Genomic DNA, 24,685 nt, shown 5'->3' on the forward strand with positions numbered 1-24,685 from the left:
TGTCTATGACAACGGTGTCAAATTCTAACAGAAAAACCACAAAAGCCCCGCCAAAGGGCGGGGCGAGGTGGCCGAAGCTGGGCCGAAATTAACGGCGTAGACCCAGGCGAGAGATCAGATCACGGTAGCGATCGACGTTGTTCTCAGCCAGGTACTTCAGCAGGCCACGACGGCGACCAACCATCAGCAGCAGACCACGACGGGAGTGGTGATCGTGCTTGTGGAACTTCAGGTGCTCGGTCAAAGTATTGATGCGGGAGGTCAGCAGGGCAACCTGTGCCTCAGGGGAACCGGTATCGGTTTCGTGCAGGCCGTACTCCTTGAGGATTTCGGCCTTCTTCTCAGTGGTCAATGCCATGAGTATTTCTCCTTTATTTCAGTCCACATTATCGTGACGCATAAGCCTGCGCTGGGCGCAGTACTTGTGCGTGCCGCAACTGCTGTGAACCGCAGTCGCTAAGCCAAACAAACACCTTACAGCGCCCAGGCAGAAAAAATCAAAACCACATGGCTTCTAGGCTGTGCTTTTAAAGCTCGCTGAAGAACGTCTCAAGGCGTTCGACAAACTCTCGCACAAAACGATCACTATCCACGCCCACAGCCACCCGGGCGGTGGGTGGCGCATCCAAACGCTTTTCATCCGCGATTGTCCGTCCACGGGTAGGGCCGGTGGTGTCAGTCTTGAGGTTTATCGAAAGGACGTCGACAAGCGAGGCATCTGCTGCCACCGCAACGGCCAATGGATCGTGCAAACCGCACCCGCCCAAGTGCGGCGATGTGGTGGCGTAAGCGCGGATGTAATAGTCCACCATGTCCGCAAAGATGCGGCCAGCGTGGGTGCCGGTAGCGCGCCAACGAGCGGACTCCGCTGTGGTCAAAAGGGTGCGCAAGGTGACATCCAAGCCCACCATGGTGGTATCGCTCGTGTGGCGGAAGAGGTAATCGGTAGCTTCCGGATCCTGGGAGATATTGGCCTCAGACCACGGCGTGACGTTGCCCGGAACGGTAAGAGCCCCGCCCATCATCACCAAGTGCGCGGCCGCGGCAAAGGAAGGATCCTGCTGCATGGCGGCAGCAATCGTGGTGGACGGGCCGGTCGGAATGATTACTAGATCATCGCCGTGCTCGTGCACGGCTTCGATGAGAAACTCGGCCGCTGGTTGGGACTGCGCCTGGGTGGTTGCCGGCGGAAGCAGGACCTCCCCCACGCCGTTGTGGCCGTGGATGAAAGAAGAAATCTCGCTTGGCCGAAAGCCATCCGGGCTAGGTCCGGCAAAGACTGGAATATCGTCTTGGCCCAGCAGCTCTAGAAGAGCCAGGGTGTTGCGCACGGCCAAGGGCACGGTCACGTTGCCGTACGTGCAGGTCACGCCGATTAAGTCCAGGTCCGGATGGGCGATGGCATACGCCAGCGCTAGGGCATCATCAATGCCGGTATCAAGATCGAGAATCGCCTTCATTTATTTCTCCCGCAGGAAGTAGTCTTTCGCGGTCCAGCCCTGCGCCTTCGCGTCGGCAGCGAGCACCTGGCGGGCCTTGGCTACGTCATTGGCCATGGCCTCAAGCAGCTCGTCTACGGAGTTGAACTTCACCATATCGCGGAGGTGGCCCACAAAGTGCACCGTAGCTTCGTAGCCATAAAGGTCAGCGTCGCGGTCGAGCACAAAGGACTCAATGGAGCGCTCCTCATCGCCGAAGGTGGGGTTGGTGCCTACGGAAATAGCGGCCGCATAGGCCACGCCAGGGCGCATATCCCCCTCGATAGAGGAGTCAGAGTGCACGATGAACCAGCCCGCGTACACACCATCGGCCGGGATGGCCACCGTATCCGGGAAATACTGATTGGCCGTGGGGAATCCGAGCTCCTTGCCACCACGTCCTGCGCCGCGCACTACGGGCCCGGTCACGGTGAAATGGCGGCCGAGAGCCCAGTTTGCGGACTCGATGTCCCCCTGCGCAAGGCACTCACGGATGTGGGTGGAACAAATGCGCACGCCCTCATCATCCAGCAGCGGAACGATTTCCACGCTAAAGCCAAACTCGGCACCAAAATCCTGCATAGCCTGGGCGGTTCCGGTCGCGCCGGCACCAAAGGTGAAGTTCTCGCCCACCACGATGTGCTGGGCTGCGAGCTTTCCTACCAATAAATCTTCTACGTAGGGCCGTGGCTCCACCCCAGCAAGGTCGCGGGTGAAGTCAATAACGAGCACGGCAGCAATGCCCATCTCTTCGGCCAATTCCAGTCGGCGTTCAAAGCTCAGCACCGCCAACGGTGCACGTTCCGGGAGGAATACCGACACCGGGTGCGGGTCAAAGGTCACCATGACAGGGCGCTCACCATGAGCGCGTGCATGCTCCACGCAGGCGGAGATGAGCTGCTGATGGCCGCGGTGCAGGCCGTCAAAGACGCCGATGGTTACTGACGTTGGGCCCAATTCCGCGGGGATGTCATCGATTCCGTACCAAATATCCACGCAGACCATCGTAGAGCATAGACTTAGAGGCTATGACTGATGCGCTCGCAAACTCCGGACTCGTCATCGTAGACAAACCCGCCGGCATGACCTCCCACGATGTTGTCGGCCGCCTACGCAGGTACTTTCATACCAAGAAGGTAGGCCACGCCGGTACCCTCGACCCCATGGCCACCGGCGTGCTGGTCCTTGGCGTGGAGCGTGGCACCAAGTTCTTGGCCCACATGGTTGCCTCCACTAAGTCCTATGACGCCACCATTCGCCTCGGCGCCGCCACCACAACCGATGACGCCGAGGGGGAATACTCTTGGGGTGCTAGCGCTGCGGACATTGACCGCACCGCAATCGAGGCAGAGATTGCCAAGCTCACCGGCGATATTATGCAAAAGCCCGCGGCGGTATCCGCTATCAAAATTAACGGCCGCCGCGCCCATGAGTTAGTACGCGAGGGCCAGGAGGTAGACATTCCCGCCCGCCCAGTAACGGTAGATAAGTTTGACGTTCTGGCAGAGCGCCGCGAGGGCGACTACATCGATCTAGACGTCACGGTGGATTGTTCTTCCGGTACCTATATTCGCTCCCTAGCTCGCGATCTGGGCGAGGCCCTGCAGGTGGGCGGGCACCTGACCGCCTTGCGCCGCACTGAGGTGGGCCCTTTTGCGCTTGCCGACGCCCTCTCGCTCGACACCCTGGCCGATTCCCCGCGCCTTTCCCTCAGCCTGGACGAGGCCTTGGCTCGCTGCTTCCCCGTCCTTTCCGTTTCGGATGAGGAGGCAGCCGCCCTCGCCATGGGCAAATGGCTAGAGCCTCGCGGGCTCAAGGGCGTCCACGCTGCTGTGGCCCCCAATGGCCAAGCGGTGGCGCTCATTAAAGAAAAAGGCAAGCGCCTGGCCACCGTATTTGTGGCACGGCCCTCTACCCTTTAGTGGCTAAAGTCTAAGGCTGGAACCGAGGTGGAGACGATAACGTAGCCGTCTCGAATTACCCAGCGCCCGGTGATAAAAGGCACCGGTGTGGGCCTAGCCAAAATATAGGAAATTAACGTGCCATCCTCGCGCAGGTCGATTTCTGCTTGGTCAAAGTCGAGCCACCGGAAGGTCATGGGAAACCATGACTTATACGTGGCCTCTTTGGCACAGAAAAGCAATCGGTCCGGGCAGGTAATCCCTGCCTCACGAAGTCGCAAAAGCTGCGGCATCTCCCCCGCTCGGGCGATCATGGTGAGCACATGATCTGGCAGCGGTTCGGCGGGTTCTGCATCCAGGCCTACGGATTTTAAGGCTGAGGTAGGGGCAACCACCGCAGCCCGCATCCCCTCGGTATGCGTCATCGAGCCGACAAAACCTTCTGGCCACAGCGGCATGCCGCGCTCGCCGCGCAAAATCGGCGTCGCCGGATTGGCACCTAATTCCTGCAAGGCTCGGTGCGCACACCACCGAGCATCACCGAACTCGGCCTTGCGCACATCAACTGCCTGGGAAACCAGAGACTTTTCTTCAGCCGCGAGTTCTTCAAAATTGGCCAAATCCGCGTAACCCGAATCCGTGCGCACGTAGCAATAGCGCGCACTTTCAGGAAATAGCTCTGGATACATCATCGTGTCCCCTCCTCTACAAAGGAACGCAGTACCGGATAGGGCCACGCCTGGGCGCTCTCACGCCCCTGCCATTCACGCGGATACCCCAATGATGTTTCGATGTGGTCAACGCCGTCCACATTCATGCGAGACGGCATATGCAGGTGCCCATAGATGACGGACTGCGCGTTATAGCGCCGCGGCCATGACCGCGTATGCCTGGTTCCGCACCACAAGGAAATTTCAGGAAAGCGCAATAACATTGTCGGCTCTTGGACCAACGGCCAATGGTTAACCAACACGGTAGGACCATGTACTCGGGAAAGGCGCTTGATGGAATATGCCAACCTGTCCCAACACCACGCCCGCACGTCTACGAAGGGGGCGATGGCGAACTCATCGGTCATCATCAGTTGTTTTGCGCGCGCCGCGTCAATAGCTTCGTCCACGCTAAGGCCATGCGGACGGAAACTGTAATCATACAAAGTAAATAGCGGAACGATGGTGGTCCCGTGGAATACCGGATACGGGTCTTCGGGAGTAATAACTCCAATTTCCCTGCACCTTTCCACCAGGTGCGCATACTTTTCTCGGCCTTGATACCGGTCTTGGGAGCGGGAGAATAACTCATGGTTGCCCGGCACCCAGATGACCCTGGCATAACGATCATTGAGCTGGCGCAAAATACGAATAATGAGATCGGTGCGTTCTGCAACGTCCCCGGCCACGATGAGCCAATCTGCGGGATCGGGCGGGGTGAGCTGATCAATGCGCTCGCTATTGGTTTTGACCGCTCCATGCAGGTCAGAAACCGCCCACACTGTTGGCATAGGTTTCTCACCCGCCTTCCTAGAATCTGCGCGCTGCACGGAGCCGGGCACCGCGCGAGAGTATGAACACGCCCACTTTAGCGCAGCTAGCGCTCCTGTACTACGGCCCATTTCATCGAACGGAACCGGTAGACCACGCCCACCATGCGGAAAGCAATGAAAGCGGCGAGGCCACACCACACGCCGGTTAAGCCTGTACCCATGAAGTGCGCCAAGATAACGCCCGGCAAAAATCCCACCAGGACCGAAGAAATGGTCAGCGTGCGCAGGAACGCAGCATCGCCCGCGCCCAGCAAAACACCATCGAAGGCGAAAACCACGCCACCGCCGATAACCATGGCTACCAGGATCCACCACGGCTGGGAAATGGCATCGAGCACTTCCGGAGCGGAGGTGAAGATACGCGGAATAATCCCTGCACCAGCAGCAAATACGACAGCTAAGAGGCCAGAGAAAATCGTAGAGTACAACGCCACCTTGCTGCCCACACTTCGTGCGTGCCGCGCAGAGCCAGCACCTAGTGCAGCACCAGTCAAAGACTGCGCGGCAATGGCCAACGAATCCAAAATGAGGGACATGAAGTTCCACAGCTGCATCATGATCTGGTGACCGGCCAAAGAAGCGGTACCAACGCGGGAAACCACAGCCGTGGCGGTAAGAAACGCCACCTGGAAGCTAGCCGAACGCAAAATAAGATCGCGGCCTAAGATGAGCTGTTCGCGTACCACATTCCACTGAAATTGCCAGGAGCCGGTATGTTCCTTGTGCAATTCGCGGACGAATAGCGCAGCAATAATACTCATGCCTAATACCGTGGCAAAGGCCGAGCCTGCCAGCCCCCAGAAATGAACGAAGATGGGAACCGCAATAGCGCCGGGAATCATGCCCGACAAAGTAAAGTACAGTGGCTTCTTCGTATCTTGGACACCGCGCATCCAGCCGTTTCCGGCCATCTCCACCAGAGTAACGGGAATAGCCAGAGCTGCGATACGCAGCCACAAGGCCGTCCCGGCGGCTGTAGTGGGATCACCAGTTAGAGCACGGGCAAACACTCCGCCGAAAATCCACATAATTACCGCCAGCAGCCCGCCAACTCCTAGAGCCACATAGGTGGCTTGCACGCCTTCAGCAACCGCAGCTTCGCGCTTGCCGGAGCCAAAAAGCCGAGCAGAGCGAGCGGTCGTGCCGTAGGACAAGAAAGTCAACTGCGTCGTCACCACGGAGTGAATTGTGGTGGCTGCAGCAAGCGAGGCGAGCTCTTGGGCACCAAGACGACCGACAACCGCGGTATCTAGCAAAAGGTAGAGCGGCATGGCTGCAAGTACGCCAAGCGCGGGAAACGCGAGGCCAAAGACCTCGCGTGCGGTTACCGTGCCGGCGGTGGAGCGATCCTGAGCGTTCATTCCATCCGTCTGCCTATTTCTCATTGGATAGCGGCCACCAATTCCTTAATAATCTCTTCTGGAGCCCCGTGGGCAGTATAGCCCGCGGCCGGTACATGCCCGCCGCCGCCGAAGGTTAGCGCCACCGAAGAACAATCAATGCAAGAAGAACGCAAAGAAACCGCCCACACCTCCGGAGCTTGTTCCTTAAACACCACGCCGACGGTGGTTCCTTCAAGCGCGCGAACGAACTCCACTAGTGATTCGACAGCCGAATCGGAGTGTCCCTGGATATCTTCCAGCCGCGCGACGAGAATGCCTAGGGTGTGCTCCCCTGCATCTTCGAGGCGCAAACCGGCCAATACCCTACCGATCATCTGAAGATCGTCCGGAGTGGTGGAATCTAAAAGGTCAGCTGCGATCTGCTTGGTATCAAGATTGTAGTGCATGAGGCGGGTGGCAATATCGTGCATAGCCGGCCTACCCCAGCGGAAGCTGCCAGTATCGGTCATCAAACCGGCATATAAGCAGTGCGCAATATGACGGTCAATCTGAATCTCCAGTGAATCCAGGATTCTCAGCAAGACCACGGTGGTGGATTCACATGCAGTGTCCACCACATTGATGGCACCAAACCCTGGGTTAGAAGAATGATGGTCAATGCACAGAACCCGGCCCTGCTGGGCTAGCTGTTCAATCCGATCCGCAAAGAACCCCGTTCGGTCCAAAGAACCACAATCAACGGTGACGTAGAGGTCATAACCTTCCGGCAGCTTAAGACTAGTGGTGACGTCGTCGGCGGCAGGAATGGTGTAAAGGTTACGGGAAATTTCCCGCTCCTGGCCCACAACGGCGCACACGTCTTTGCCCCGTTGACGCAGCGCGAGCAGCAACGCCGCAGCAGAGCCGATGGCATCGGCATCCGGCCGCAGGTGCGTCACAATGCAGATGCTATGAGCATCGTGCAAAGCGGCAACTGCCGGCTCGTATTGCTTCTTGGTCACTTAAGCCTCGTCTTCATCGGAGGTCTTATACGGGTTCGCATCCCCTGCCGGCTGGGCGTTTTCCTTCAGCTTTGCCAGTTCTTCATCGCGGGCGCGAGCACGGGCCAGAAGTTCTTCCATATGAGCAGAGGCCTCCGGAACGGTATCGACCTCGAAGGTTAGCGTCGGGGTAAACCGCACCGAGAGTTGATCGCCCACAATCTTGCGCAGCTGACCTTTAGCGCGCTTGAGGGCTTCTTCTGCTTGTGCGAAGTCCGGCTCTGAATCAATGTCCTTTCCGCGCACGGTATAAAAAACGGTGGCATCGTGCAGGTCGCCCGTGACTCGAGTATCCGTAATGGTCACCAGCTCGAGGCGGCGATCCTTAATCTGGCGTTCGATGGCGCTCGCCACGATTTCCTGAATGCGCTTGGCCATGCGCGCTGCGCGTGCGTGATCGACCATGTGAACCTCCCAGCTCAATAAGAATCTATCTCTAAAATTACCGCCAACCGGTACAAGAAACCACCAGTTTAGTGCCGAATCCCGGACAATGAAAACCCGTCGCGGCAGCGCCAGTAGGCAGCGGCACCCACGGCGCCCTCAACTCACAGACGCAGAAAAAGCGCAAGGCCCGCTTCCCATCTCCCCGGGCCTTCCCTACTGAGTGCTAGCAGCACATTCAGTGGGGACGGCGGGAGCGGAAGCGGGCCTTGAGGCGGCGGCGATTAGTCGCGCGGAACCTCGACCTCTTCGTAGGCCTGGATGATGTCGCCTACCTGGATATCCGGGTAAGAGAGCACCATACCGCACTCGTAGCCGGCCTTGATCTCGGTTGCGTCGTCCTTTTCGTGACGCAGGGACTCAATCTTGGCGTCGGCAGTGATGACGTTGTTATCGCGCAGCAGGCGAACCTTGCCGTTGCGGACAACCTTGCCCTCGGTAACCATGCAGCCGGCGATGGTACCCACCGCGGAGGACTTGAACAGGGCGCGGATTTCGGCCGCACCGGTGTCGCGCTCCTCGTAAATCGGCTTGAGCATGCCCTTGAGCGCAGCCTCGACCTCTTCGATGGCCTTGTAGATGATCGTGTAGTAACGAATATCCACGCCCTCTTGGGTGGCCATCTCCGTCGCCTTGCCTTCCGCACGGGTGTTGAAGGCAATGATGACGGCGTCGGAAGCCGCTGCGAGAGAGACGTTGGTCTCGGTCACAGCGCCCACACCACGGTCGATGATGTTGAGCTCGACTTCGTCCTCGGTCTTGATATCCAGCAGGGCATCTTCCAGTGCCTCGACGGAACCGGCATTGTCGCCCTTGAGGATGAGGTTGAGGGTCGAAGTCTCCTGCAATACCTTGTCCAGATCCTCCAGGGAGACGCGCTTGCGCTGCTTTGCCTGCAGGGCAGAACGCTTGCGAGCATCACGCTGGTTAGCAATCTGGCGGGCAACGCGATCATCTTCCACCACGAGCAGATTATCGCCTGCACCCGGCACACCGGACAGACCCTGGACCTGCACCGGACGGGATGGGCCCGCCTCTTCGACGTCTTCGCCGAACTCATCGAGCATGCGGCGGACACGGCCGTGCGCATCGCCAACGACGATGGAGTCACCCACGTGCAAGGTACCGCGCTGAACGATGACCGTTGCCACCGGACCGCGTCCGCGGTCCAGGTGAGCCTCAATGGCCACGCCCTGTGCGTCCATGTCTGGATTAGCGGTCAGCTCCAAGGCCGCATCCGCGGTGAGGATGACCGACTCAAGCAGCTGGTCAATGTTCTTGCCCTGCTTCGCGGAGATATCCACGAACATGGTGTCGCCGCCGTACTCTTCCGGAACCAGGCCGTACTCGGTGAGCTGGCCACGGATCTTATCCGGCTGAGCTTCCGGCTTATCCACCTTGTTCACGGCCACGACGACCGGAATATCGGCAGCCTTGGCGTGGTTGATGGCCTCCACGGTCTGTGGCATAACGCCGTCATCGGCGGCAACCACGAGGATGGCCAAGTCGGTTGACTTAGCACCGCGGGCACGCATGGCGGTAAAGGCCTCGTGACCCGGGGTATCCAGGAAGGTGATGGTGCGCTCGCCGTCCACGTCCACCGTGGTCTGGTAGGCACCAATGCCCTGGGTGATGCCGCCTTCCTCGCGGGCGCCCTCGTTGGTCTTACGAATGGCGTCCAACAGGCGGGTCTTACCGTGGTCAACGTGACCCATAACGGAGACGACTGGAGGACGATTCTCCAGTGCTTCCTCGCCGCCTTCGTCCTCGCCGAACTTCAAGTCGAAGGACTCGAGCAGCTCGCGGTCCTCGTCCTCAGGGGAGACAACCTCGACGTTGTAGTTGATCTCGGAGCCGAGCAGCTGCAGCGTATCTTCCGATACGGAAGCGGTTGCCGTCACCATTTCACCGAGGTTGAACAGTGCCTGCACCAGTGCTGCTGGATCCGCGCCGATCTTCTCGGCGAAGTCAGACAGGGATGCACCGCGACGCAGGCGGACGGTCTGGCCCTTGCCGTCTGGCAAGCGCACGCCGCCTACGACGTGCTTCTGCTGCTCCTCGTACTCATGGCGCTTCTGACGCTTGGACTTCTTGCCCTTGCGTGGAGCGCCACCTGGGCGGCCGAATGCACCTGCGGTGCCACCGCGACGTCCGCCGCGTCCGCCGCCGCGGAAACCGCCTGGACGGCCGCCACCTGGGCCACCGTGACCCGGTCCGCCGTGACCGCCGCGACCGCGGCCGCCGCGTCCACCGCCGCTCGGTGCCTTAGACGGCATCGACGCAGGGTTCGGGTGGGACGGCATCATGGCCGGGGATGGACGACGACCGCCGCCACCCTGGTTATTGCCACCCTGACGGTTATTACCGCCCTCGTTCTGGCCACCGCGCTTACCGCGGTTATCGCCTGGCTTATTGCCGCCACGCTGGCCCTTGGAGCCACCTGGGCGAGGGCCCGGACGGTTGTCGCCGCCACCCGTGGAGAACGGGTTATTAGCTACGCGACGGGAACCGCCTGGCTTCGGCATTGGACGAGGCATGGAGTTGCCTGGGGTCGGACGCTCGCCCGACTTCTTGCCGCCAGCCTGACCTGGTTTCGGTGCGCCCTGGCCGGGCTTCGGTGCGGCAGCCTTAGCACCAGGCTTCGGGGCCTGTGCGCCCGGCTTCGGGGCAGCTGGCTTTGCGCCGGGCTTAGCAGCACCCTGACCTGGCTTCGGTGCGCCCTGGCCGGGCTTCGGGGCAGCGGCTTTCGCGCCTGGCTTTGGCGCCTCTGCGCCCGGCTTCGGGGCAGCAGACTTCGCGCCCGGCTTAGGGGCGCTCGCCTTTGCGGTGCTCTTAGCGGCACCCTTGGCAGGCTTATTGTCTTGCTTCTTCTCGGCGGCGTCATCGCCGCCGGACTGTGCTTCATAATGTGCTCGCATCTTCTTAACCACCGGCGGTTCGATGGTGGAAGAAGCAGTCTTTACAAACTCACCCTGTTCCTTCAGGGTGGCGAGCAGTTCCTTGCTGGTTACTCCGAGCTGCTTTGCGAGCTCGTGAACACGTAGCTTTCCGGGCACTTGTCTCCTCTTGGTATCGACTAGGAGTCAAGGCCGCGGAAACTGGCCTGACCCCTAGTTAGGTGTGTAGGACTTTCATCGCTGATGCTTCATCGTTGTGCGCTCATCAGTGTTCGGTCTTCCTTTGTAACTCTGGTTCGTACGAATCTAACGCGGCATTGTCCGCGCTAGGTACCTGTCCGCTATGCGCTTCCAAGTACTGCCGTACCTGACCTGTGTCCACGGGTGCGGACGTGCGAAGCGCGCGCTTGAAGGCGCGTTTGCGCTCCGCCAGCTCGAGTGCAGAAAGTGTGGGGCTAATCCACGCCCCGCGGCCGGGAAGCCGGCGGTGTGGATCTGCTACCAGACGGCGGCCGTGCGGATCATCGTGGTCGATGACCACCCGTAGCAAGTCCGTATCTGGCAGGCGGCGGCGAGTAGCGATGCAGGTCCGGAGTCTTTGCCTCTCAGACATTCATCTCCTTACTTTTCGCGTCGCCAATATGCCCCAATCTGCAACTGGGCCGTTTACTAGCCTACGCTACAAAAGCGCAGATCCTTAATTAGCGTCAGCGTCCGAGTGAATATCGATCTTCCAACCGGTCAAACGGGCAGCAAGACGGGCATTCTGGCCCTCTTTACCAATAGCCAGGGACAGCTGGTAATCCGGCACCACCACGCGTGCGATCTGCGCCTCGTTGTCCACAACGGTAACCTTGACCACCTTCGAGGGGGCCAAGGCATTGCCTACGTAGACCGTGGGATCCTCGCTGAAGTCGATGATGTCAATCTTTTCACCGCCGAGCTGGCGCATGATGTTGTTGACGCGCTGACCGCGCGGGCCAATGCAGGCTCCCTTTGCGTTCAGGCCCTTGGCATGGCCCACAACGGCCACCTTGGAACGGTGGCCTGCCTCGCGGGCAATGGCAATCATTTCTACGCTGCCATCGGCAACTTCTGGAACTTCAAGCTCAAAAAGGCCACGCACCAGCTCCGGATGAGTGCGAGAGAGATTGATCTGTACCTGGGCGCCATTGCGATTAACGCCTACGACATAGGCCTTAATGCGGTCACCGTGCTCGAGCTTTTCACCCGGAATCTGCTCGGCCGGCAGCAAGATGCCGTCCTGGGACTCCAGCTCAGAGCCCAGCTGGACCACGACGATTCCGCGGGCATTAGCGCGCGCATCGCGCTGGACGATGCCGCTGACAACGCGGCCGGTGAGCTCCGAGTAGGAATCATAGGTGCGCTCTGCCTCGGCCTCGCGCAGCTTGCGCAGGATGGCCTCGCGCACGGCCTGTGCGCCCACGCGTCCAAAGTTTTCCGGGGTGTCATCGTATTCGGTGGTTACTTCCCCAGTTTCTGGGTCGCGCTCCGAGACAATGACGCTGACCGCACCGGTGGTGGCGTCGATATCGACGCGGGACTTGGCGCCTTCTACCTTGCCGCCAGCATTAGACTCGCGGTAATCCAGGTAGGAATACAACAAGGCACCCGCAATCGCTTCCAGCAAGTCCTTTACGGGGACGTTGCGCTCGGACTCGATGGTACGAAGTGCCTGTAGATCAATATTCACTTGTCATTCCTCTCGGTTGCCGGTTAATTCTCGGCTTCTTCAAACGTCTTGCGCACTGCCTCTAACTCCTGTTCGGACGGCTGTGCAAACTCAATTTCTACCACTGCCCGGGCAATGTTTTCCAATCGTTCAGCGCGCGCCTGCACGTCCTTTTTGCTTGCCGTGATGAGGATTACGGCATCGGCGGCGTCGTTAAGCGCGCCAATGCGCGCCGATTGAGTCTTGCCATCGCCAAGGTCAAAGGAGACCTTGCGCCCCCGATTGCGGCGCCAGTGGCGCGGGGCGGTGAGCGGCAGGTCCACGCCGGGGGTGGAGACCTCCAAGGTATAGCCCGCACCGAAGTTCAGCTCTCCCTGCGCTTCCTTGTCATCAAAGAAGGCAGAAATCTCGTTGGATACTTCCTCCAGCACATCGGAGCTAGGGCGCTTATCACCATCAATACGGATAATGACCTGGGATTTCTTTCCCGCTTTGGTGGTTTTAATGTCTTCTACGTCCAATCCCCGCTCAGCCAATTTTGGTTGTAGGAGATCGGTCAATTGTTGTGCATCTGGGAAAGCCATGTGCACTAGCCTACGTGCTACGGGGTACAGTCTTTTGCGTGAACCGCCGACGTTTAGCTTTAGCCCTCGTAGCCACAACCGCCACCCTGCCCACCTTGGCTGGGTGCCAAGCGGTTGATTCCGTCGTCGACTACTTTGGCCCGCGGCCAGAAAGCAGGCTGCTGGCGCTTGCCGACGCCGCCGCCACCGACGCCTTGTCCCTCAGCGGCGTCGATGACCATGCCGCAGAGCTGCGCAACTCCCAGGCGGACGCCCTTTATGCCGAAATTACACGGCTATGTGGCACGGATGATGCTGGCAATCCCCCACGCTCCTGCGAGGTAGAGCGTCCTACCGAGGCCAATCACGCCGCAGACTCTGGCGAAATTATGGAAAATGCCGCCTCCGCAACAACAGAGGCGGCCGATGAAGTCACCGTCGAATCGCGCACCCTAGTTACCGAGCAGGCCATCGCGCTCAATGCTTGGCTGCCTGGCGATGCCCCCGATATTCCCGAGCTTTCCCAACCGGAGCAAAAGAGCGCTGCTGATCTCTTGAGTTGGGAGTATGAGCAGGTATACGGCCTAGATTTCGCCCGCGCCTACGTTGGCCCCGAACACGAGGACAAGGTGGATCATCGCCTAGCCGTTCATCATCGCCGCATCGACGCCCTCCAGGACGCACTAGCCCGCTACGGCAACACGCCGCAGCCGGAGCCGGCTTATACCTCCGGAGAGCAAGAACTGCCCCACGATTCCGCTTCCGCCCTGGCCTTTATCGATAGCCTTGCCGACCACGACGGCCGCAAGTGGTCCGCGGCCGCTACGGGTGCAGCGCAAGAAGAGTCCCCAGATCAGGAATGGGTTACTTGGCTCATTGGCATCGCGGCGGAGTCCCACGGTATGCGCTAGACCACTGCCGCCCCACCCAGCCCCACCTGTCCATCCCCTGGCAATGGGCCAGCGAAATGACAGCTACCTCTACGACGCTATGCATTGCCTCGGTTCCTCTAGCGTGCGTAGGTTGGGTCACCATGAGCTTGCAGGAGATTCCGCAAGCTAGACAGACACAAAGAGAAGGAGTTTCCTCTCAATGCGTTCTAAGAAGACCATGTTGACCATTTCCGCCGCAGCTCTCGGCCTTGCTGGCTTGGCCGCGCCTGCCGCTACCGCCGCACCGGCTAGCGCCTGGGACCAGGTAGCCGCCTGCGAGTCCGGCGGTGATTGGCACATCAATACCGGAAATGGTTACCAGGGCGGCCTACAGTTTAACCCGCAGACCTGGGCCGCCAATGGCGGCACCCAGTACGCCGCAACCGCTGACCAGGCAACCCGCGAGCAGCAGATTGCCGTGGCCGAAAGCGTCCTAGCCACCCAGGGTGCTGGCGCCTGGCCCAACTGCGGCGGTCCCGTCGCCGGCTAGTTTCTAGCCTCGGCTTTTAACACGAAGCCGGCCTCCTCCCTTACTCCGCGGGGTTTCGCGGGATGGGGAGGAGGCCGGCTTTTTGTGCTTCATCTAAATGGCTAACATGCAGCCATGGTGAATTTAGGCCTCGTGCTTGGCGATGTTCCAGGCATACATCATCAACAGCACTTGTAGCGGCTGGCGGATGATGTGGTAGATCTTCTTTGGCCACCCTGCCTTACGCTCAATCCAAGCGTGGTACATATTAGCCGGCCACACCGCAGCAAAGAGTGCGAATGCGGAAGCACCGCCGAAGCCGCGGGTGGCGCGGCGGCGAAGCAAAGCACCGGTGGCAATCTCCCACAGGCCCGAAGCAAAGTTATAGAAGCGCGCAGGGCCTGGCAGTTGCGGCGGAACAATGGATTCGAAAGTCTTCGCCTTCACAAAGTGCAGTACGCCCATTGCTGAAAGGACGGTGGAAAGCCCATTCTTTTGAAAGTTCATGCCTTCCACGGTACCCCGCCGCGCAGAGGTTGGTCTTATTTAGCCACGCACGAGCTCGAGGATCTTATCTACAATCTCCTCGGCCGGAACCTCGAGGGTCTCGCCGCCACGGATGCGCAGCTCAATCTTGCCTTCCTTGAAGGCGCGGCCCAGAATTGCCACGAACGGCATGCCAAGGAGCTCTGCATCCTTGAACTTCACACCTGGGGAGACCTTTGGACGGTCATCGAAAAGCACCTCGAGCCCCTTGGCAGAGAGCTCCTCTACCAGCTTGTCGCCAGCTTCCATGGCGGCGGCGTCCTTATTGGCCACGGCTACGTGTACCTGGTAAGGAGCGACGGCAACCGGCCAATTGAGGCCCTTGTCGTCATGGCGCTGCTCAGCCAGTACGGCCAACATGCGGGTGATGCCAATGCCATAGGACCCCATGGTAGGAACGGCGCGCTTGCCGTTCTCATCCAAGATTTGCACGTCAAAGGCCTCGGTGTACTTGCGGCCCAGCTGGAAGATATGGCCGAGCTCAATGCCGCGCTCTAAGGTCAAGGTGCCTTGGTTATCAGGAGCCAGGTCGCCTTCTTTAACCTCTGCGGCCTCAATGAACTCATCCACGGTGAAATCGCGGCCGGCTACGCAGCTAACCACGTGGCGCTCGCTCGCATCGGCGCCGGTAATCCACGCCGTGCCCTTGACCACGCGCGGATCGGCCAGGACCTTGATGCCATTGGCATTTAAAGCGCGCGGGCCCACATAGCCCTTAACCAAGAAGTCATTGTCAGCAAAGTCCTTGTCACTTGCCAACTCAAACTCCACCGGCTCGAGTGCGGCCTCAAGGCGCTTTTCATCCAGCTCGCGATCGCCAGGGATGAGAACGGCCGCCAACTCCGACTCGCGCTCTTCGCTCTCCGCGGCCGGGTGGAAGAGCTTGACCATCATGCACTTGAGGGTATCTGCAGCGGTGGCCTCGCGGCCGTCGACAGTAATGCCTGCGCCCTGGGCCCATTCGACCAGCTTCTCAATGGTCTCTGCTCCCGGGGTGTCATACTCCTGTGCCTCTGGCTGTTCCTCAATATCCTTCTCCGCCGGCGCTGGGGTCACCACGGCCTCGACGTTGGCTGCGTAGTCGCCCTCGGTGGAACGCACAAAAGTATCCTCGCCCACCTCAGAGACGGCGAGGAATTCCTCGGACGCGGAGCCGCCCATGGCACCAGAGGTGGCCTTACAGATGGCGTAATCGATCTCCAGGCGGTTGAAGATATTCTGATACGCCTTGCGGTGGCGGCCGTAGGACTCATCCAAGCCCTCATCGGTCATGTCGAAGGAGTAAGAATCCTTCATCGTGAATTCGCGGCCACGCAGCACACCAGCGCGGGGGCGCTCCTCATCGCGGTACTTGGTCTGAATCTGATAGAGCGTGACCGGGAAATCCTTATAGGAGGAGTACATATCCTTGACCGCGCTGGCAAACATTTCCTCGTGGGTAGGGCCAAGCAGCATATCTGCGTTCTTGCGGTCCTTAAGGCGGAAGAGGTTATCGCCGTATTCAACCCAGCGGTTGGTCTTTTCATAAGGCTCGCGCGGCAGCAAAGCAGGAAAGAGCATCTCCTGGCCGCCAATGGCGTCCATTTCCTGACGGACTACATCTTCAATCTTGCGCAGGGTGCGCAGACCCAACGGCAGCCAGGTATATACGCCCGGCGCGACGCGGCGTACATAACCGGCGCGTACGAGCAGCTTGTGGCTAGGAACCTCGGCATCGGCGGGGTCCTCACGAAGGGTACGGAGAAATAGTTCAGAAAGGCGGGTAATCATGCACCAAAATATACCCCGCTACCCTGTATATATGCTCATTATCCTCCCTCCTTCAGAAACTAAAGCTCATGGCGGTACGGGACAGCCCCTTGACTTCAGCCAGCTGTCCTTTCCGCAATTGCATGCCACCCGGCAAGAAATTGCTGCTGAACTGCAGTCTCTTCCGGTAGACGAGGCCATGGAGGTACTCAAGCTTTCGGAAAAGCTGCGCGGTGAGGCCGAATCCAACCAGGGGCTTTTCACCACCCCCACCATGCCAGCCGTGTTGCGCTATACCGGCGTGCTTTTTGATGCCTTGGATGCCCCTTCCCTGCCCACGTGGGATCGCCTTGCTATTGGCGACGCCCTCTTTGGAGTCCTCCGCGCCAGCGACCCCATTCCGCATTACCGACTTTCGGGAGGCTCGAAGCTAGGCGGCCGCACCATGAAGTCACGCTGGGGCACACAGATCACGCAGGCGCTCGAGGGGGTAGACGAGCTTATTGTGGATCTGCGCTCGGGCACCTACCAGCAGCTCGGCCGCGTAAAGGATGCGGTAACGGTACGGGTGGAAAGCGTGCAGGACAATGGATCGCGCAAGGTGGTCAGCCACTTCAATAAACACTACAAGGGCCTTTTAGCCCGCGAGTTAGCGCTCTCGCCTGCTGACGCCTATTGCGCCGCCGACGTTGCCGCCATCGCACACGCCGCGGGTATGACAGTTGAGGAGCCGGGGCCTGGGTCGAGTGAGCTCACGCTCGTCGTCAAGCGCTAAGCCCACCGCAAACTACTCAGCACAGCTTGCCTAGCGCAGCTGTGGGTTATACAGCAGGCTGTTGCGCTGTACCGAACATTCGGTAGCCACGCGGACCGAGCGGGCAACATGCCCGGACTCGCGCAGGGGATAAAGCTGGCTTACTACCCTATCGCGCAGATCCCAGGGCGAGATGGTGTTGAGGTAAATTTTGGTGCCGCCTTCGAATCCGGCAAGGGTGGAAATGCGGAGCTTGATGAGGATGCGCCATGGCTGAGCGACGTCGACGTCGGCAGGCTTGTGGTGCCACTCCTCATTGCAGGGCACCTCGCGGCCTACTGCGGCGTGGGCAGCGTGAACAAGGTCGCTCATGGAGCGGATTTCCTCTTCTGACTGCCGCCACGGCTCACAGGTCGCGGACTTGGAGTAGACCTCCAAGGTGGGATAGCGGTGCCCAAAGCCGGCGAAGAGAACGGCATGGTCATTTTCCGCGACGATGAGGTTGCGGCTAGCGGCATAGTCCACCGCCCACTCGTTGTACATGTTCATATTGCTGCGCAGCATCTGTACCTCCCGGTGGGAGGCCATGCCGCGGTCATCGATGGCAACGAGTTGCTTGTGCAAGTGCTCAAAGGAGGCGCCGGCTGGCTGCAGCCAGTTTTGGAAGGCCACCACATAGGGTGCGTAGCGGTTGCGCTCGTAGAGGTCCCGCATGGCATCGATAGTCAGCTGCATAAAGAGCAGGTGCTCTTCGGCGCTCAAGGTGCCGGAAGACACTAGCTGGGAATCATCTTGTGCACCGCGCTCAAAATGGCGTCCGGCCACGATGACGTCGTGGCCACCTGCGAAAAAGCCCGCCGCCTGTTCCATAAGTTCCTCTTCGCTTGCCTCAGGCAGGTGCGCCGCCTTCCGCTTCGTGCGCACGATCCTGAGCACATGTTCTCGGCCGGCAGGATCGGCAAGGTAGTTGTCCATGCGCTGTCGGGTCTCCGCATCCATGTCGAAGCCGTAGTTGGCGTGCCAGTAGTCATAGGAGACGATTTCAAACAGATTGGGGATGCGGCGAAAGGCCGGCACGGTGTGGCCATATTCGCTCAAAGGTAATCCACGCACAATCCCGCCGGAAGGCAGGATGCGGGCCTTTTCCGGCGGGGTATCAGTCATGCGACCTGAGCAAAAGGCGCAGCGGTGAGTGAAGTCTTCTTCGTGCAAGGGCTGCGGGTTAGCCACCGGTGTGGACAAGGGGCGGTTGCCCCGGCCCGGCACGGTCCACACCTCGGTCCCGGAGAACGGGTTGACCTGCTTGACCGTGCCATCCCGCATGGTCTGGATGGGTTCTATGCGGGCAAAAAGTGCATCACTCATGCCCACTAGGGTAGTAACTCCTAGTAGCTATTTCGCAACAGAGCGACGACGCGCCACCGCACAGGCCCCACCAACGGTGAGCAAGATCATCACGATTAGAACGACAGCGGCAACGGCTCGAGATTGCTCATCACCACTGCGGTTGGTGCCCATTACTAGCCCCCAAGCGTTGGCATCAGGTAGCACCCGGAGGATAGCCTTCGCCCAAGGAGCGCTAACGGCATCGAGGGCGGTTTCAATGACGAAATACTCTGCCACGAGAATCATCGCTGCGAATGCACCACTGCGCAAAAGGTAGGCCAAGCTGGTAGCTAACAGGATAAAGACAGTCCACTCAACGTAGGCAAGGATGAACCCCTTGTTATCCGGCCAATGCATGAAGCTTTCCAGATTGAAATCACCTCCGAAGGCAGTAATCAACAGCGTGGCTACCACCATTCCCAGTGTGGCCGCGAGCAGTAACGAAAAGGTGATGATGAAAAATTGGCTCAGCACTATACCTACGCGGCGATTTGATGAGAGGTATGACCATGAAACTGTTCCTTTACTTTGGTCGCCGCCTACCATCATGGCTGCAGCAAACACCATCACGACAATGGCGAGTGAACCGGAAATGGACACATCGACAGCCTCGAATTTGCCGTCGACCGTACCATTGAAGTCATTCGCCCAAGCCAACAAGACAGCGCCGGCAGCCATGCCAGCTGAAACTACGGCGAGGTATATCCAAGTAGAGCGGAGCGAAAATAGTTTCCGGGATTCAGAAATCAAAGCGTTCATGTAAAACAATCCTTTGCAGATGAAGCGTATTGTGCAGGTGAAAAACTATGCGGAGCGGTAGGCCACGTGGTCGGCGGTAGCGCCGAGGTAGGCCTCTTCCAGGGAGGGCTGCTTGCGTTCCAAGCTGGAGATAAGAATGCGGTTATCCAGGCAGATGCGGCCGATGTCGGAGCCTTCGAGACCGCGCACGCGCAAGACCTCACCGTCAAAGGAGGTCTCCGCATCGGTGCCGTGCAATTGACGCAGGAGTTCATCGGGCTGGTCCACAATCACTTCGAGGCTTGCGCCTCCCGTGCCGTTGACGAACTCCTCCACTGTGCCCTCGCCCAGCAACTTGCCCTTGCCAATGACCACGAGGCGGTCTGCGGTGAGCTGCATCTCCGAAAGCAGGTGGGAAGAAACCAACACGGAGCAGCCGGCCTCGGCGAATTCGCGGATGCGGGCACGCATCCAGTGCACGCCTTCGGGATCGAGACCGTTGACGGGTTCGTCGAGAAGCAAATGCTTCGGCTCACCGATGAGCGCACAGGCAAGGCCTAGGCGTTGCTTCATGCCGAGCGAATAGCCGCCCACTCGTTTGGTGGCTACCTGGGTAAGGCCGACGCGGTCCAAGGTGTCATCCACGTGATTCATGGACACGCCCTGCAGCGCGGCCATGTAGCCCAGGTGGGCACGGGCGCTGCGGCCCGGGTGGAACCAGTTGGCGTCCAACAAGGTGCCCACCGTGGTAGCGGGATTGGACAGTTTACGGAAGGGCGTGCCATCAAAAGTCGCGTTGCCGGAAGTCGGATTCTCCAACCCCACGCACATGCGCATGGTGGTGGATTTGCCGGAACCATTCGGTCCGAGGAAGCCGGTGACTTGACCGTCTGGGACCTCAAAGGAGAGGTCATCTACTGCTTTAAAGGAACGGAAATTCTTGGAAAGGTGTGAAACTTTGAGCATGGTTCCCATCGTGCCGCCTGACCGGCACAAAGTAACCATCCTCGGGAGTGATTTAGCAGGTCATACCTAGGGATGAGAGAGCAGTTCCTCCACCGAAACCACGCCATGAGTAAGCGCGTAGAGCACAGCATGCACGCGGTCGCGCGAGCCGGTTTTCGTCAAGATGTGGCGCACGTGGGTCTTGACCGTGGCCATGGAGACGAACTCGCACTCCGCAATTTCGGTATTCGAATACCCCAGTGCCATCAGCTTGAGGACGTCCAGCTCGCGTGGTGTGAGATCTTCTGCCGGAGGGGCGGTAGCTGCTGCCGCGACGGGGGTGGCAGGTGAATCGGGCTGTGCTGCAGACTGCTCGCTGCGCAGTTGCTGCAGCACCTGGGCGGTAATGCGCGGTGAAAGGACGGCCTCGCCGGAATGTACGGTACGAATAGCGGCGAGGAGTTCCTCCGGTTCGACGTCTTTGAGCAGGAACCCGGAAGCCCCGGCGGAAATCGCGCCATGGACAAAGTTCTGGTCATCGAAGGTGGTTAGCATGATGACCTGGGTGTCCGGGAATTCCGGCAGCAACCTTTCGGTGGCGGCGATGCCATTGACGCGGGACATCTGGACATCCATGAGCACAATATCGGCAGGCTGCGCGCGGGCGAGGTCAAGGACTTCATCGCCATCGGAGGCCTGCCAGGCAACGTCCAAATCCTCTTGGGAACCAAGGAGCATGGCGAACCCGGCGCGTACGAGGGGCTGGTCATCGACTAGGCCAATGCGGATGGGGCCGGCGGGCGCACCTGTTGGCTGCTCAGGGTTAGTCATTGGGTACCTCCACGGTGATAAAGAAGTGTCCGTCCTCGGTGCGGGTAGCAACGCTGCCGCCATAGGCCTTAACGCGCTCGATCATTCCGATGAGACCGTAACCGGGCTTGTGATTGTCCGGCGTGCGTGCGGCCGAGTTATCGGCGCTCAATACTAGGCCGTTTCCAGTAGAGCGGAAGCGCAGCACTCCCCTTTTATCGCGGGAATGCTTGAGCATATTGGTCAAAATTTCTTGCACCACGCGGTAGACGGTGAATTGGTAGAGCTCGTCGCTTTCGGTCGGCAGGTCCTCCAGCCCGTGCACGGTGATATCGAAGCCGCTGCGGCGGGCTTCCGAGATGAGTCCGGCGATATCGCTCGCGCCAGGCGCCTTGGTATCGGCGCGGGAATCGCCATCTCGCAGCACGGAGAGCAATCCGCGCATCTGCTTGAGGGAATCGCGGGAGGTAGAGGCGATGGTTTCCAAGGCTTCTGTGGCCGCTGTGGGATTTTTGGCAGCAGCGAACCGGGCGCCGTCGGCAAGTGCGATAACGCCCGCTAAATTATGCGCCACAATGTCATGCATCTCGCGGGCAATGCGGTTGCGCTCTACCGCGCCGGCCATCTCCGCACGTTCAATCAGCAGCTGCTGGTCCTCGCGCTTTTTGCGGTCATTGGTGCCCAGCAAGAAGAAAAAGCCCATGACGGGCCACGCTATGGCAATGACTGAGCCGAAAGCAGGCAGAGGGCCGATGCTGTTGGCATCTTCCAGACCAAAGTCGATGCCATCTATGAGTCTCCGCCCATAAAGGTCCGCTGCAGTGGCCGCCAAGGTGCCTAAGGCAATCCACCCTATCCAGAACCGTTGTAAGCGCTTGGGTGAATGTGCGCCTATAAGAAATACGCAGTATGCCACTGGGAAGAAGTGAGCGTTACCCATGGCAGCCAGCGGGGTAAAGATACACACCGTTAGTATTACTGCGATGAAGCCAATGGCGTACTCCTTGAGCTTGGGGTGCAGCCATAATGCTAGTGGAATACCGACTGCATAAAGCACGAGGACCAACATTTGGAAAGGCGAGGATCCATCAATAACACCTTCTGCCACCCGCACCGAAGAAGTCCAGAAGAACAGCGGAATGAGAATTCTCCACGGTGGGCCTACCCACGCGCGAAGTGCATCGGGCCATAGCTTCTTCATGGCTTTCTAGGCTAGCGCAGGCTCTAAGCCTTAGTCCTCATCCCTGGGGCTGACTAGACTGGCGGGCATGCACCACGAGTTCTTTGAGGTTGATGTTTTTGCCACGGGTGCCTTTAACGGCAATGCCTTGGCGGTGATTACGGGCGCCGATGGACTAAGTAGCGAGCAGATGCAGGCAATCGCGAACTGGACTAACTTTTCTGAAACCACCTTCTTGCTCGAGCCTCACGACGCCCGCGCGGACTACCGCGTGCGCATTTTCACACCGTACGAGGAGTTTGATTTTGCCGGCCACCCCACCTTGGGCAGCGCTGCCACGTGGCGGGCACTAGGCAATCAGCCACGGGAAGAGGGACGCATCGTCCAAGAATGCGGCGTGGGCTTGGTAACCGTCCGCGAAGAGGGCGAAGTCTTTTCCTTTGCTACCCCGCCGCTGCGCCGCGAAGAACCGCTGAGCCCGGCAGAGCTGAAGGAGGCCTGCGCTGGGTTGGGGCTAGATAGCGCGGATATTGTGAACCATGGCTGGGTGGACAATGGCCCGGGCTGGCGCCTGCTTCAATTGCGCGATGCCGCGGCGGTGCGCGCGGTTAAGCCCCGGGCCGAGCGCCCCAAGGTCGGCGTTGTGGGCCTTAATCCCAATGCCGCAAAGGGCGAGCCGGCCTATGAGGTGCGGGCCTTTACCACCCAATTCGAAGACCCAGTCACCGGTTCTTTCAACGGCGGCGCCGCGCAGTTTATGCGCTCGCGCAACGTGGTGCCGGCGCGTTATACCGCAGCACAAGGCAGCCAGATTGGCCGGGCGGGCGAAGTATTTATCAACGATGACGGCACGGATATTTGGGTGGGCGGTCGCGCCCAGATTCGCGTGCGCGGAACACTGGAGGTTTAGATGCAGCTCCATCACGATTTTGCCCAGAAGCTTCCCCACTTGGTTCGCCCCACCGAGGGTGAGGAGCAGCCGAACCCAGAGATGGTCATCCTAAACGAGGAACTCGCCATGGAGTTAGGACTCGACCCGGACTGGCTGCGCTCCTCCGAGGGCATGGATTTCCTTACCGGCCGCGCGGGCGGCCACGCCATGGCCTATTCCGGCTTCCAATTCGGTGCGTTTAACCCACAGATGGGAGACGGCCGAGCCATGCTTTTGGGCGAGGTGGATAAGGACGGGCGGCTATGGGATCTCCATGCCAAAGGAACTGGACTTACTCCCTTTTCCCGCCTCGGGTCCGATGGCCGCGGAACGCTGTCTTCCATGCTGCGCGAGTACCTAGTCTCTGAGGCTATGCATGCTTTGGGTGTTCCCACCACTCGGGCGCTGGCGGTTATCTCCACCGGACGGCCCATTCAGCGCGGGCACGTGCAACCGGCCGGCATTGTGGTACGCGTGGCAGCCAGCCATATCCGCGTCGGCACCTTTCACCTAGCCGCGCAGACGGATTACACCCGCCAGCTGGCCGATTATGCCATTGCGCGCCACTACCCTGGCGCGAACTACCAGGAATTTTTCACCCAGGTGATGGATGCGCAGATCCGCACCGTGTCCCGCTGGATGCGCTTGGGCTTTATCCACGGCGTGATGAATACGGATAACACCACCATCTCTGGCGAAACCATTGACTATGGCCCCTGCGCCTTCATGGAGGCCTATTCGTCCGCGACGGTCTTTTCCAGCATCGATAGGCAGGGCCGCTATGCCTTTGGAAATCAGCCCTCCATTCTGGGCTGGAACCTGGCCCGCTTGGCGGAATCCCTGTTGCCGCTTTTTGATATGGACATGAATAAGGCCATGAGCTTTGCCCAAGAATCCATCAACGGCTTTACAGACCGCTTTGGGAACCAGCGCAAGGCAGATTTAGCACAGGCTCTGGATACCTCTCTAGAGGTCGCTTCTTCTTATGCGGATGCCATGCAGCTCAACGGCCCAGATATCACGCTGGCCCACCGCGCTCTTGCCGACGCCGCCGCGGGCCACCCCACCCACGCCCGCGAGCTTTTTGCCGAGGGAGACTTCTTGGCTGAGTACCTTGCGTCCTCGCCCGATCCTTCCCGCGTCGATAGCGCCATGCCGCGGGTTATCCCGCGCAACCTCGCCGTAGAATCCGCGCTGGAGGCTGCCGAACGCGGGGAGTTGGGCCTGTATCAGGAGCTCCTCCACGCGGTCACCCACCCGTGGGAGCCCAACCCAGCGTTCGAATCGCCGGATCCAAACGGCCTCGAGGGCTACATCACCTACTGCGGCACCTAGGGCTGCCA

Annotated in this window: 25 protein-coding genes; 6 read left to right on the forward strand and 19 right to left on the reverse strand. The window is 59.7% G+C overall.

Annotated elements, in window-relative coordinates; translation table 11 throughout:
* Positions 1-88 precede the first annotated feature (88 nt).
* The 3 genes from rpsO to BKN05_RS01145 form a co-directional block, all read right to left on the reverse strand.
* Positions 89-358 carry a 30S ribosomal protein S15 gene (rpsO, locus tag BKN05_RS01135; RefSeq protein WP_005278802.1) on the reverse strand — a complete coding sequence of 90 codons (270 nt, stop codon included), beginning with the start codon at positions 356-358 and terminating at the stop codon, positions 89-91.
* Positions 359-527: 169 nt separating this feature from the next.
* Positions 528-1,460 carry a nucleoside hydrolase gene (locus tag BKN05_RS01140; RefSeq protein ID WP_286687718.1) on the reverse strand — a complete coding sequence of 311 codons (933 nt, stop codon included), beginning with the start codon at positions 1,458-1,460 and terminating at the stop codon, positions 528-530.
* Positions 1,461-2,483: a bifunctional riboflavin kinase/FAD synthetase gene (locus BKN05_RS01145; protein WP_286687719.1), complete on the reverse strand. Its 1,023-nt coding sequence runs from the start codon at positions 2,481-2,483 to the stop codon at positions 1,461-1,463.
* Between the two features lie 23 nt (positions 2,484-2,506).
* Between BKN05_RS01145 and truB the strand changes: the two genes are divergently transcribed.
* Positions 2,507-3,400, forward strand: coding sequence for a tRNA pseudouridine(55) synthase TruB (gene truB, locus BKN05_RS01150; protein WP_286687720.1), 894 nt, complete (start codon positions 2,507-2,509; stop codon positions 3,398-3,400).
* Here truB and BKN05_RS01155 read toward each other — a convergent pair.
* The 9 genes from BKN05_RS01155 to rimP all read right to left on the reverse strand — a co-directional run bounded on the left by BKN05_RS01155 (position 3,397) and on the right by rimP (position 12,923).
* Positions 3,397-4,071, reverse strand: coding sequence for a 4'-phosphopantetheinyl transferase family protein (locus tag BKN05_RS01155; RefSeq protein ID WP_286687721.1), 675 nt, complete (start codon positions 4,069-4,071; stop codon positions 3,397-3,399). The two genes, truB and BKN05_RS01155, sit on opposite strands and share 4 nt — an antisense overlap.
* Entirely contained in the window at positions 4,068-4,880 is an 813-nt protein-coding gene (locus tag BKN05_RS01160; RefSeq protein ID WP_286687722.1) for a metallophosphoesterase family protein, read from the reverse strand. The genes BKN05_RS01155 and BKN05_RS01160 overlap by 4 nt, the downstream gene beginning before the upstream one ends.
* Before the next feature lie 86 nt (positions 4,881-4,966).
* Positions 4,967-6,283: an MATE family efflux transporter gene (locus BKN05_RS01165; RefSeq protein WP_049377446.1), complete on the reverse strand. Its 1,317-nt coding sequence runs from the start codon at positions 6,281-6,283 to the stop codon at positions 4,967-4,969.
* Between the two features lie 20 nt (positions 6,284-6,303).
* Positions 6,304-7,266 (reverse strand): DHH family phosphoesterase, encoded by a 963-nt coding sequence (locus BKN05_RS01170; RefSeq protein WP_286687723.1) that lies wholly within the window; start codon positions 7,264-7,266, stop codon positions 6,304-6,306.
* Positions 7,267-7,710: a 30S ribosome-binding factor RbfA gene (rbfA, locus tag BKN05_RS01175; protein ID WP_239194447.1), complete on the reverse strand. Its 444-nt coding sequence runs from the start codon at positions 7,708-7,710 to the stop codon at positions 7,267-7,269.
* Between the two features lie 263 nt (positions 7,711-7,973).
* Positions 7,974-10,805, reverse strand: a complete 2,832-nt coding sequence (gene infB / locus BKN05_RS01180; protein WP_286687724.1) for a translation initiation factor IF-2 — start codon at positions 10,803-10,805, stop codon at positions 7,974-7,976.
* Between the two features lie 106 nt (positions 10,806-10,911).
* On the reverse strand, positions 10,912-11,259 hold the full coding sequence (locus tag BKN05_RS01185; protein WP_005328683.1) for a YlxR family protein: 348 nt from the start codon (positions 11,257-11,259) through the stop codon (positions 10,912-10,914).
* A gap of 84 nt (positions 11,260-11,343) precedes the next feature.
* Positions 11,344-12,360 carry a transcription termination factor NusA gene (gene nusA, locus BKN05_RS01190; protein WP_005328685.1) on the reverse strand — a complete coding sequence of 339 codons (1,017 nt, stop codon included), beginning with the start codon at positions 12,358-12,360 and terminating at the stop codon, positions 11,344-11,346.
* Between the two features lie 23 nt (positions 12,361-12,383).
* The gene (rimP, locus tag BKN05_RS01195; RefSeq protein WP_005325182.1) at positions 12,384-12,923 is read right to left on the reverse strand and encodes a ribosome maturation factor RimP; all 540 of its coding nucleotides are present in this window, start codon (positions 12,921-12,923) and stop codon (positions 12,384-12,386) included.
* A 38-nt stretch (positions 12,924-12,961) separates the two neighbouring features.
* On the opposite strand from rimP, the gene BKN05_RS01200 reads away from it, so the two are divergent.
* Both BKN05_RS01200 and BKN05_RS01205 read left to right on the forward strand, forming a co-directional pair.
* Positions 12,962-13,813: a DUF4439 domain-containing protein gene (locus BKN05_RS01200; RefSeq protein ID WP_286687725.1), complete on the forward strand. Its 852-nt coding sequence runs from the start codon at positions 12,962-12,964 to the stop codon at positions 13,811-13,813.
* Positions 13,814-13,994: 181 nt separating this feature from the next.
* On the forward strand, positions 13,995-14,324 hold the full coding sequence (locus BKN05_RS01205) for a transglycosylase family protein (protein WP_286687726.1): 330 nt from the start codon (positions 13,995-13,997) through the stop codon (positions 14,322-14,324).
* 123 nt (positions 14,325-14,447) lie between these two features.
* On the opposite strand, the gene BKN05_RS01210 is transcribed toward BKN05_RS01205, so the two are convergent.
* Both BKN05_RS01210 and BKN05_RS01215 read right to left on the reverse strand, forming a co-directional pair.
* Positions 14,448-14,810 (reverse strand): DoxX family protein, encoded by a 363-nt coding sequence (locus tag BKN05_RS01210; protein WP_198491610.1) that lies wholly within the window; start codon positions 14,808-14,810, stop codon positions 14,448-14,450.
* Between the two features lie 39 nt (positions 14,811-14,849).
* Positions 14,850-16,619 (reverse strand): proline--tRNA ligase, encoded by a 1,770-nt coding sequence (locus BKN05_RS01215; RefSeq protein ID WP_286687727.1) that lies wholly within the window; start codon positions 16,617-16,619, stop codon positions 14,850-14,852.
* A 31-nt stretch (positions 16,620-16,650) separates the two neighbouring features.
* On the opposite strand from BKN05_RS01215, the gene yaaA reads away from it, so the two are divergent.
* Positions 16,651-17,373, forward strand: a complete 723-nt coding sequence (gene yaaA / locus BKN05_RS01220; protein ID WP_286687728.1) for a peroxide stress protein YaaA — start codon at positions 16,651-16,653, stop codon at positions 17,371-17,373.
* A 30-nt stretch (positions 17,374-17,403) separates the two neighbouring features.
* Here the strand turns inward: yaaA and BKN05_RS01225 are convergent, their stop codons facing one another.
* From BKN05_RS01225 to BKN05_RS01245, 5 genes are all read right to left on the reverse strand, one after another.
* Positions 17,404-18,717, reverse strand: a complete 1,314-nt coding sequence (locus tag BKN05_RS01225) for a DUF4921 family protein (RefSeq protein WP_286687729.1) — start codon at positions 18,715-18,717, stop codon at positions 17,404-17,406.
* Positions 18,718-18,744: 27 nt separating this feature from the next.
* Positions 18,745-19,497 carry an ABC transporter permease gene (locus BKN05_RS01230; protein WP_049377456.1) on the reverse strand — a complete coding sequence of 251 codons (753 nt, stop codon included), beginning with the start codon at positions 19,495-19,497 and terminating at the stop codon, positions 18,745-18,747.
* A 45-nt stretch (positions 19,498-19,542) separates the two neighbouring features.
* Positions 19,543-20,442, reverse strand: a complete 900-nt coding sequence (locus BKN05_RS01235) for an ABC transporter ATP-binding protein (protein WP_049377493.1) — start codon at positions 20,440-20,442, stop codon at positions 19,543-19,545.
* Positions 20,443-20,508: 66 nt separating this feature from the next.
* On the reverse strand, positions 20,509-21,252 hold the full coding sequence (locus tag BKN05_RS01240) for a response regulator (protein ID WP_286687730.1): 744 nt from the start codon (positions 21,250-21,252) through the stop codon (positions 20,509-20,511).
* Positions 21,245-22,432 carry a sensor histidine kinase gene (locus BKN05_RS01245; RefSeq protein ID WP_286687731.1) on the reverse strand — a complete coding sequence of 396 codons (1,188 nt, stop codon included), beginning with the start codon at positions 22,430-22,432 and terminating at the stop codon, positions 21,245-21,247. The genes BKN05_RS01240 and BKN05_RS01245 overlap by 8 nt, the downstream gene beginning before the upstream one ends.
* Before the next feature lie 67 nt (positions 22,433-22,499).
* Here BKN05_RS01245 and BKN05_RS01250 point away from each other — a divergent pair, with 67 nt between their 5' ends.
* Positions 22,500-23,321: a PhzF family phenazine biosynthesis protein gene (locus tag BKN05_RS01250; RefSeq protein ID WP_286687732.1), complete on the forward strand. Its 822-nt coding sequence runs from the start codon at positions 22,500-22,502 to the stop codon at positions 23,319-23,321.
* On the forward strand, positions 23,322-24,677 hold the full coding sequence (locus tag BKN05_RS01255) for a protein adenylyltransferase SelO (protein WP_286687733.1): 1,356 nt from the start codon (positions 23,322-23,324) through the stop codon (positions 24,675-24,677). It abuts the gene before it with no gap.
* Positions 24,678-24,685 lie beyond the last annotated feature (8 nt).

This window comes from Corynebacterium sp. S5S1, from assembly GCF_001913985.1.
Classification (GTDB): Bacteria; Actinomycetota; Actinomycetes; order Mycobacteriales; family Mycobacteriaceae; genus Corynebacterium; species Corynebacterium marquesiae.

Bases quoted from the DNA above. Each gene is read 5' to 3' on its own strand.
- rimP (WP_005325182.1), bottom strand. From the start codon at position 12,923: ATGGCTTTCCCAGATGCACAACAATTGACCGATCTCCTACAACCAAAA.
- BKN05_RS01160 (WP_286687722.1), bottom strand. From the start codon at position 4,880: ATGCCAACAGTGTGGGCGGTTTCTGACCTGCATGGAGCGGTCAAAACC.
- truB (WP_286687720.1), top strand. From the start codon at position 2,507: ATGACTGATGCGCTCGCAAACTCCGGACTCGTCATCGTAGACAAACCC.
- BKN05_RS01155 (WP_286687721.1), bottom strand. From the start codon at position 4,071: ATGATGTATCCAGAGCTATTTCCTGAAAGTGCGCGCTATTGCTACGTG.
- BKN05_RS01255 (WP_286687733.1), top strand. From the start codon at position 23,322: ATGCAGCTCCATCACGATTTTGCCCAGAAGCTTCCCCACTTGGTTCGC.
- BKN05_RS01225 (WP_286687729.1), bottom strand. From the start codon at position 18,717: ATGAGTGATGCACTTTTTGCCCGCATAGAACCCATCCAGACCATGCGG.
- BKN05_RS01165 (WP_049377446.1), bottom strand. From the start codon at position 6,283: ATGAACGCTCAGGATCGCTCCACCGCCGGCACGGTAACCGCACGCGAG.
- yaaA (WP_286687728.1), top strand. From the start codon at position 16,651: ATGCTCATTATCCTCCCTCCTTCAGAAACTAAAGCTCATGGCGGTACG.
- BKN05_RS01145 (WP_286687719.1), bottom strand. From the start codon at position 2,483: ATGGTCTGCGTGGATATTTGGTACGGAATCGATGACATCCCCGCGGAA.
- BKN05_RS01185 (WP_005328683.1), bottom strand. From the start codon at position 11,259: ATGTCTGAGAGGCAAAGACTCCGGACCTGCATCGCTACTCGCCGCCGC.
- BKN05_RS01235 (WP_049377493.1), bottom strand. From the start codon at position 20,442: ATGCTCAAAGTTTCACACCTTTCCAAGAATTTCCGTTCCTTTAAAGCA.
- rpsO (WP_005278802.1), bottom strand. From the start codon at position 358: ATGGCATTGACCACTGAGAAGAAGGCCGAAATCCTCAAGGAGTACGGC.
- BKN05_RS01245 (WP_286687731.1), bottom strand. From the start codon at position 22,432: ATGAAGAAGCTATGGCCCGATGCACTTCGCGCGTGGGTAGGCCCACCG.
- rbfA (WP_239194447.1), bottom strand. From the start codon at position 7,710: ATGGTCGATCACGCACGCGCAGCGCGCATGGCCAAGCGCATTCAGGAA.
- BKN05_RS01210 (WP_198491610.1), bottom strand. From the start codon at position 14,810: ATGAACTTTCAAAAGAATGGGCTTTCCACCGTCCTTTCAGCAATGGGC.
- BKN05_RS01140 (WP_286687718.1), bottom strand. From the start codon at position 1,460: ATGAAGGCGATTCTCGATCTTGATACCGGCATTGATGATGCCCTAGCG.
- BKN05_RS01240 (WP_286687730.1), bottom strand. From the start codon at position 21,252: ATGACTAACCCTGAGCAGCCAACAGGTGCGCCCGCCGGCCCCATCCGC.
- BKN05_RS01230 (WP_049377456.1), bottom strand. From the start codon at position 19,497: ATGAACGCTTTGATTTCTGAATCCCGGAAACTATTTTCGCTCCGCTCT.
- BKN05_RS01250 (WP_286687732.1), top strand. From the start codon at position 22,500: ATGCACCACGAGTTCTTTGAGGTTGATGTTTTTGCCACGGGTGCCTTT.
- BKN05_RS01205 (WP_286687726.1), top strand. From the start codon at position 13,995: ATGCGTTCTAAGAAGACCATGTTGACCATTTCCGCCGCAGCTCTCGGC.
- BKN05_RS01215 (WP_286687727.1), bottom strand. From the start codon at position 16,619: ATGATTACCCGCCTTTCTGAACTATTTCTCCGTACCCTTCGTGAGGAC.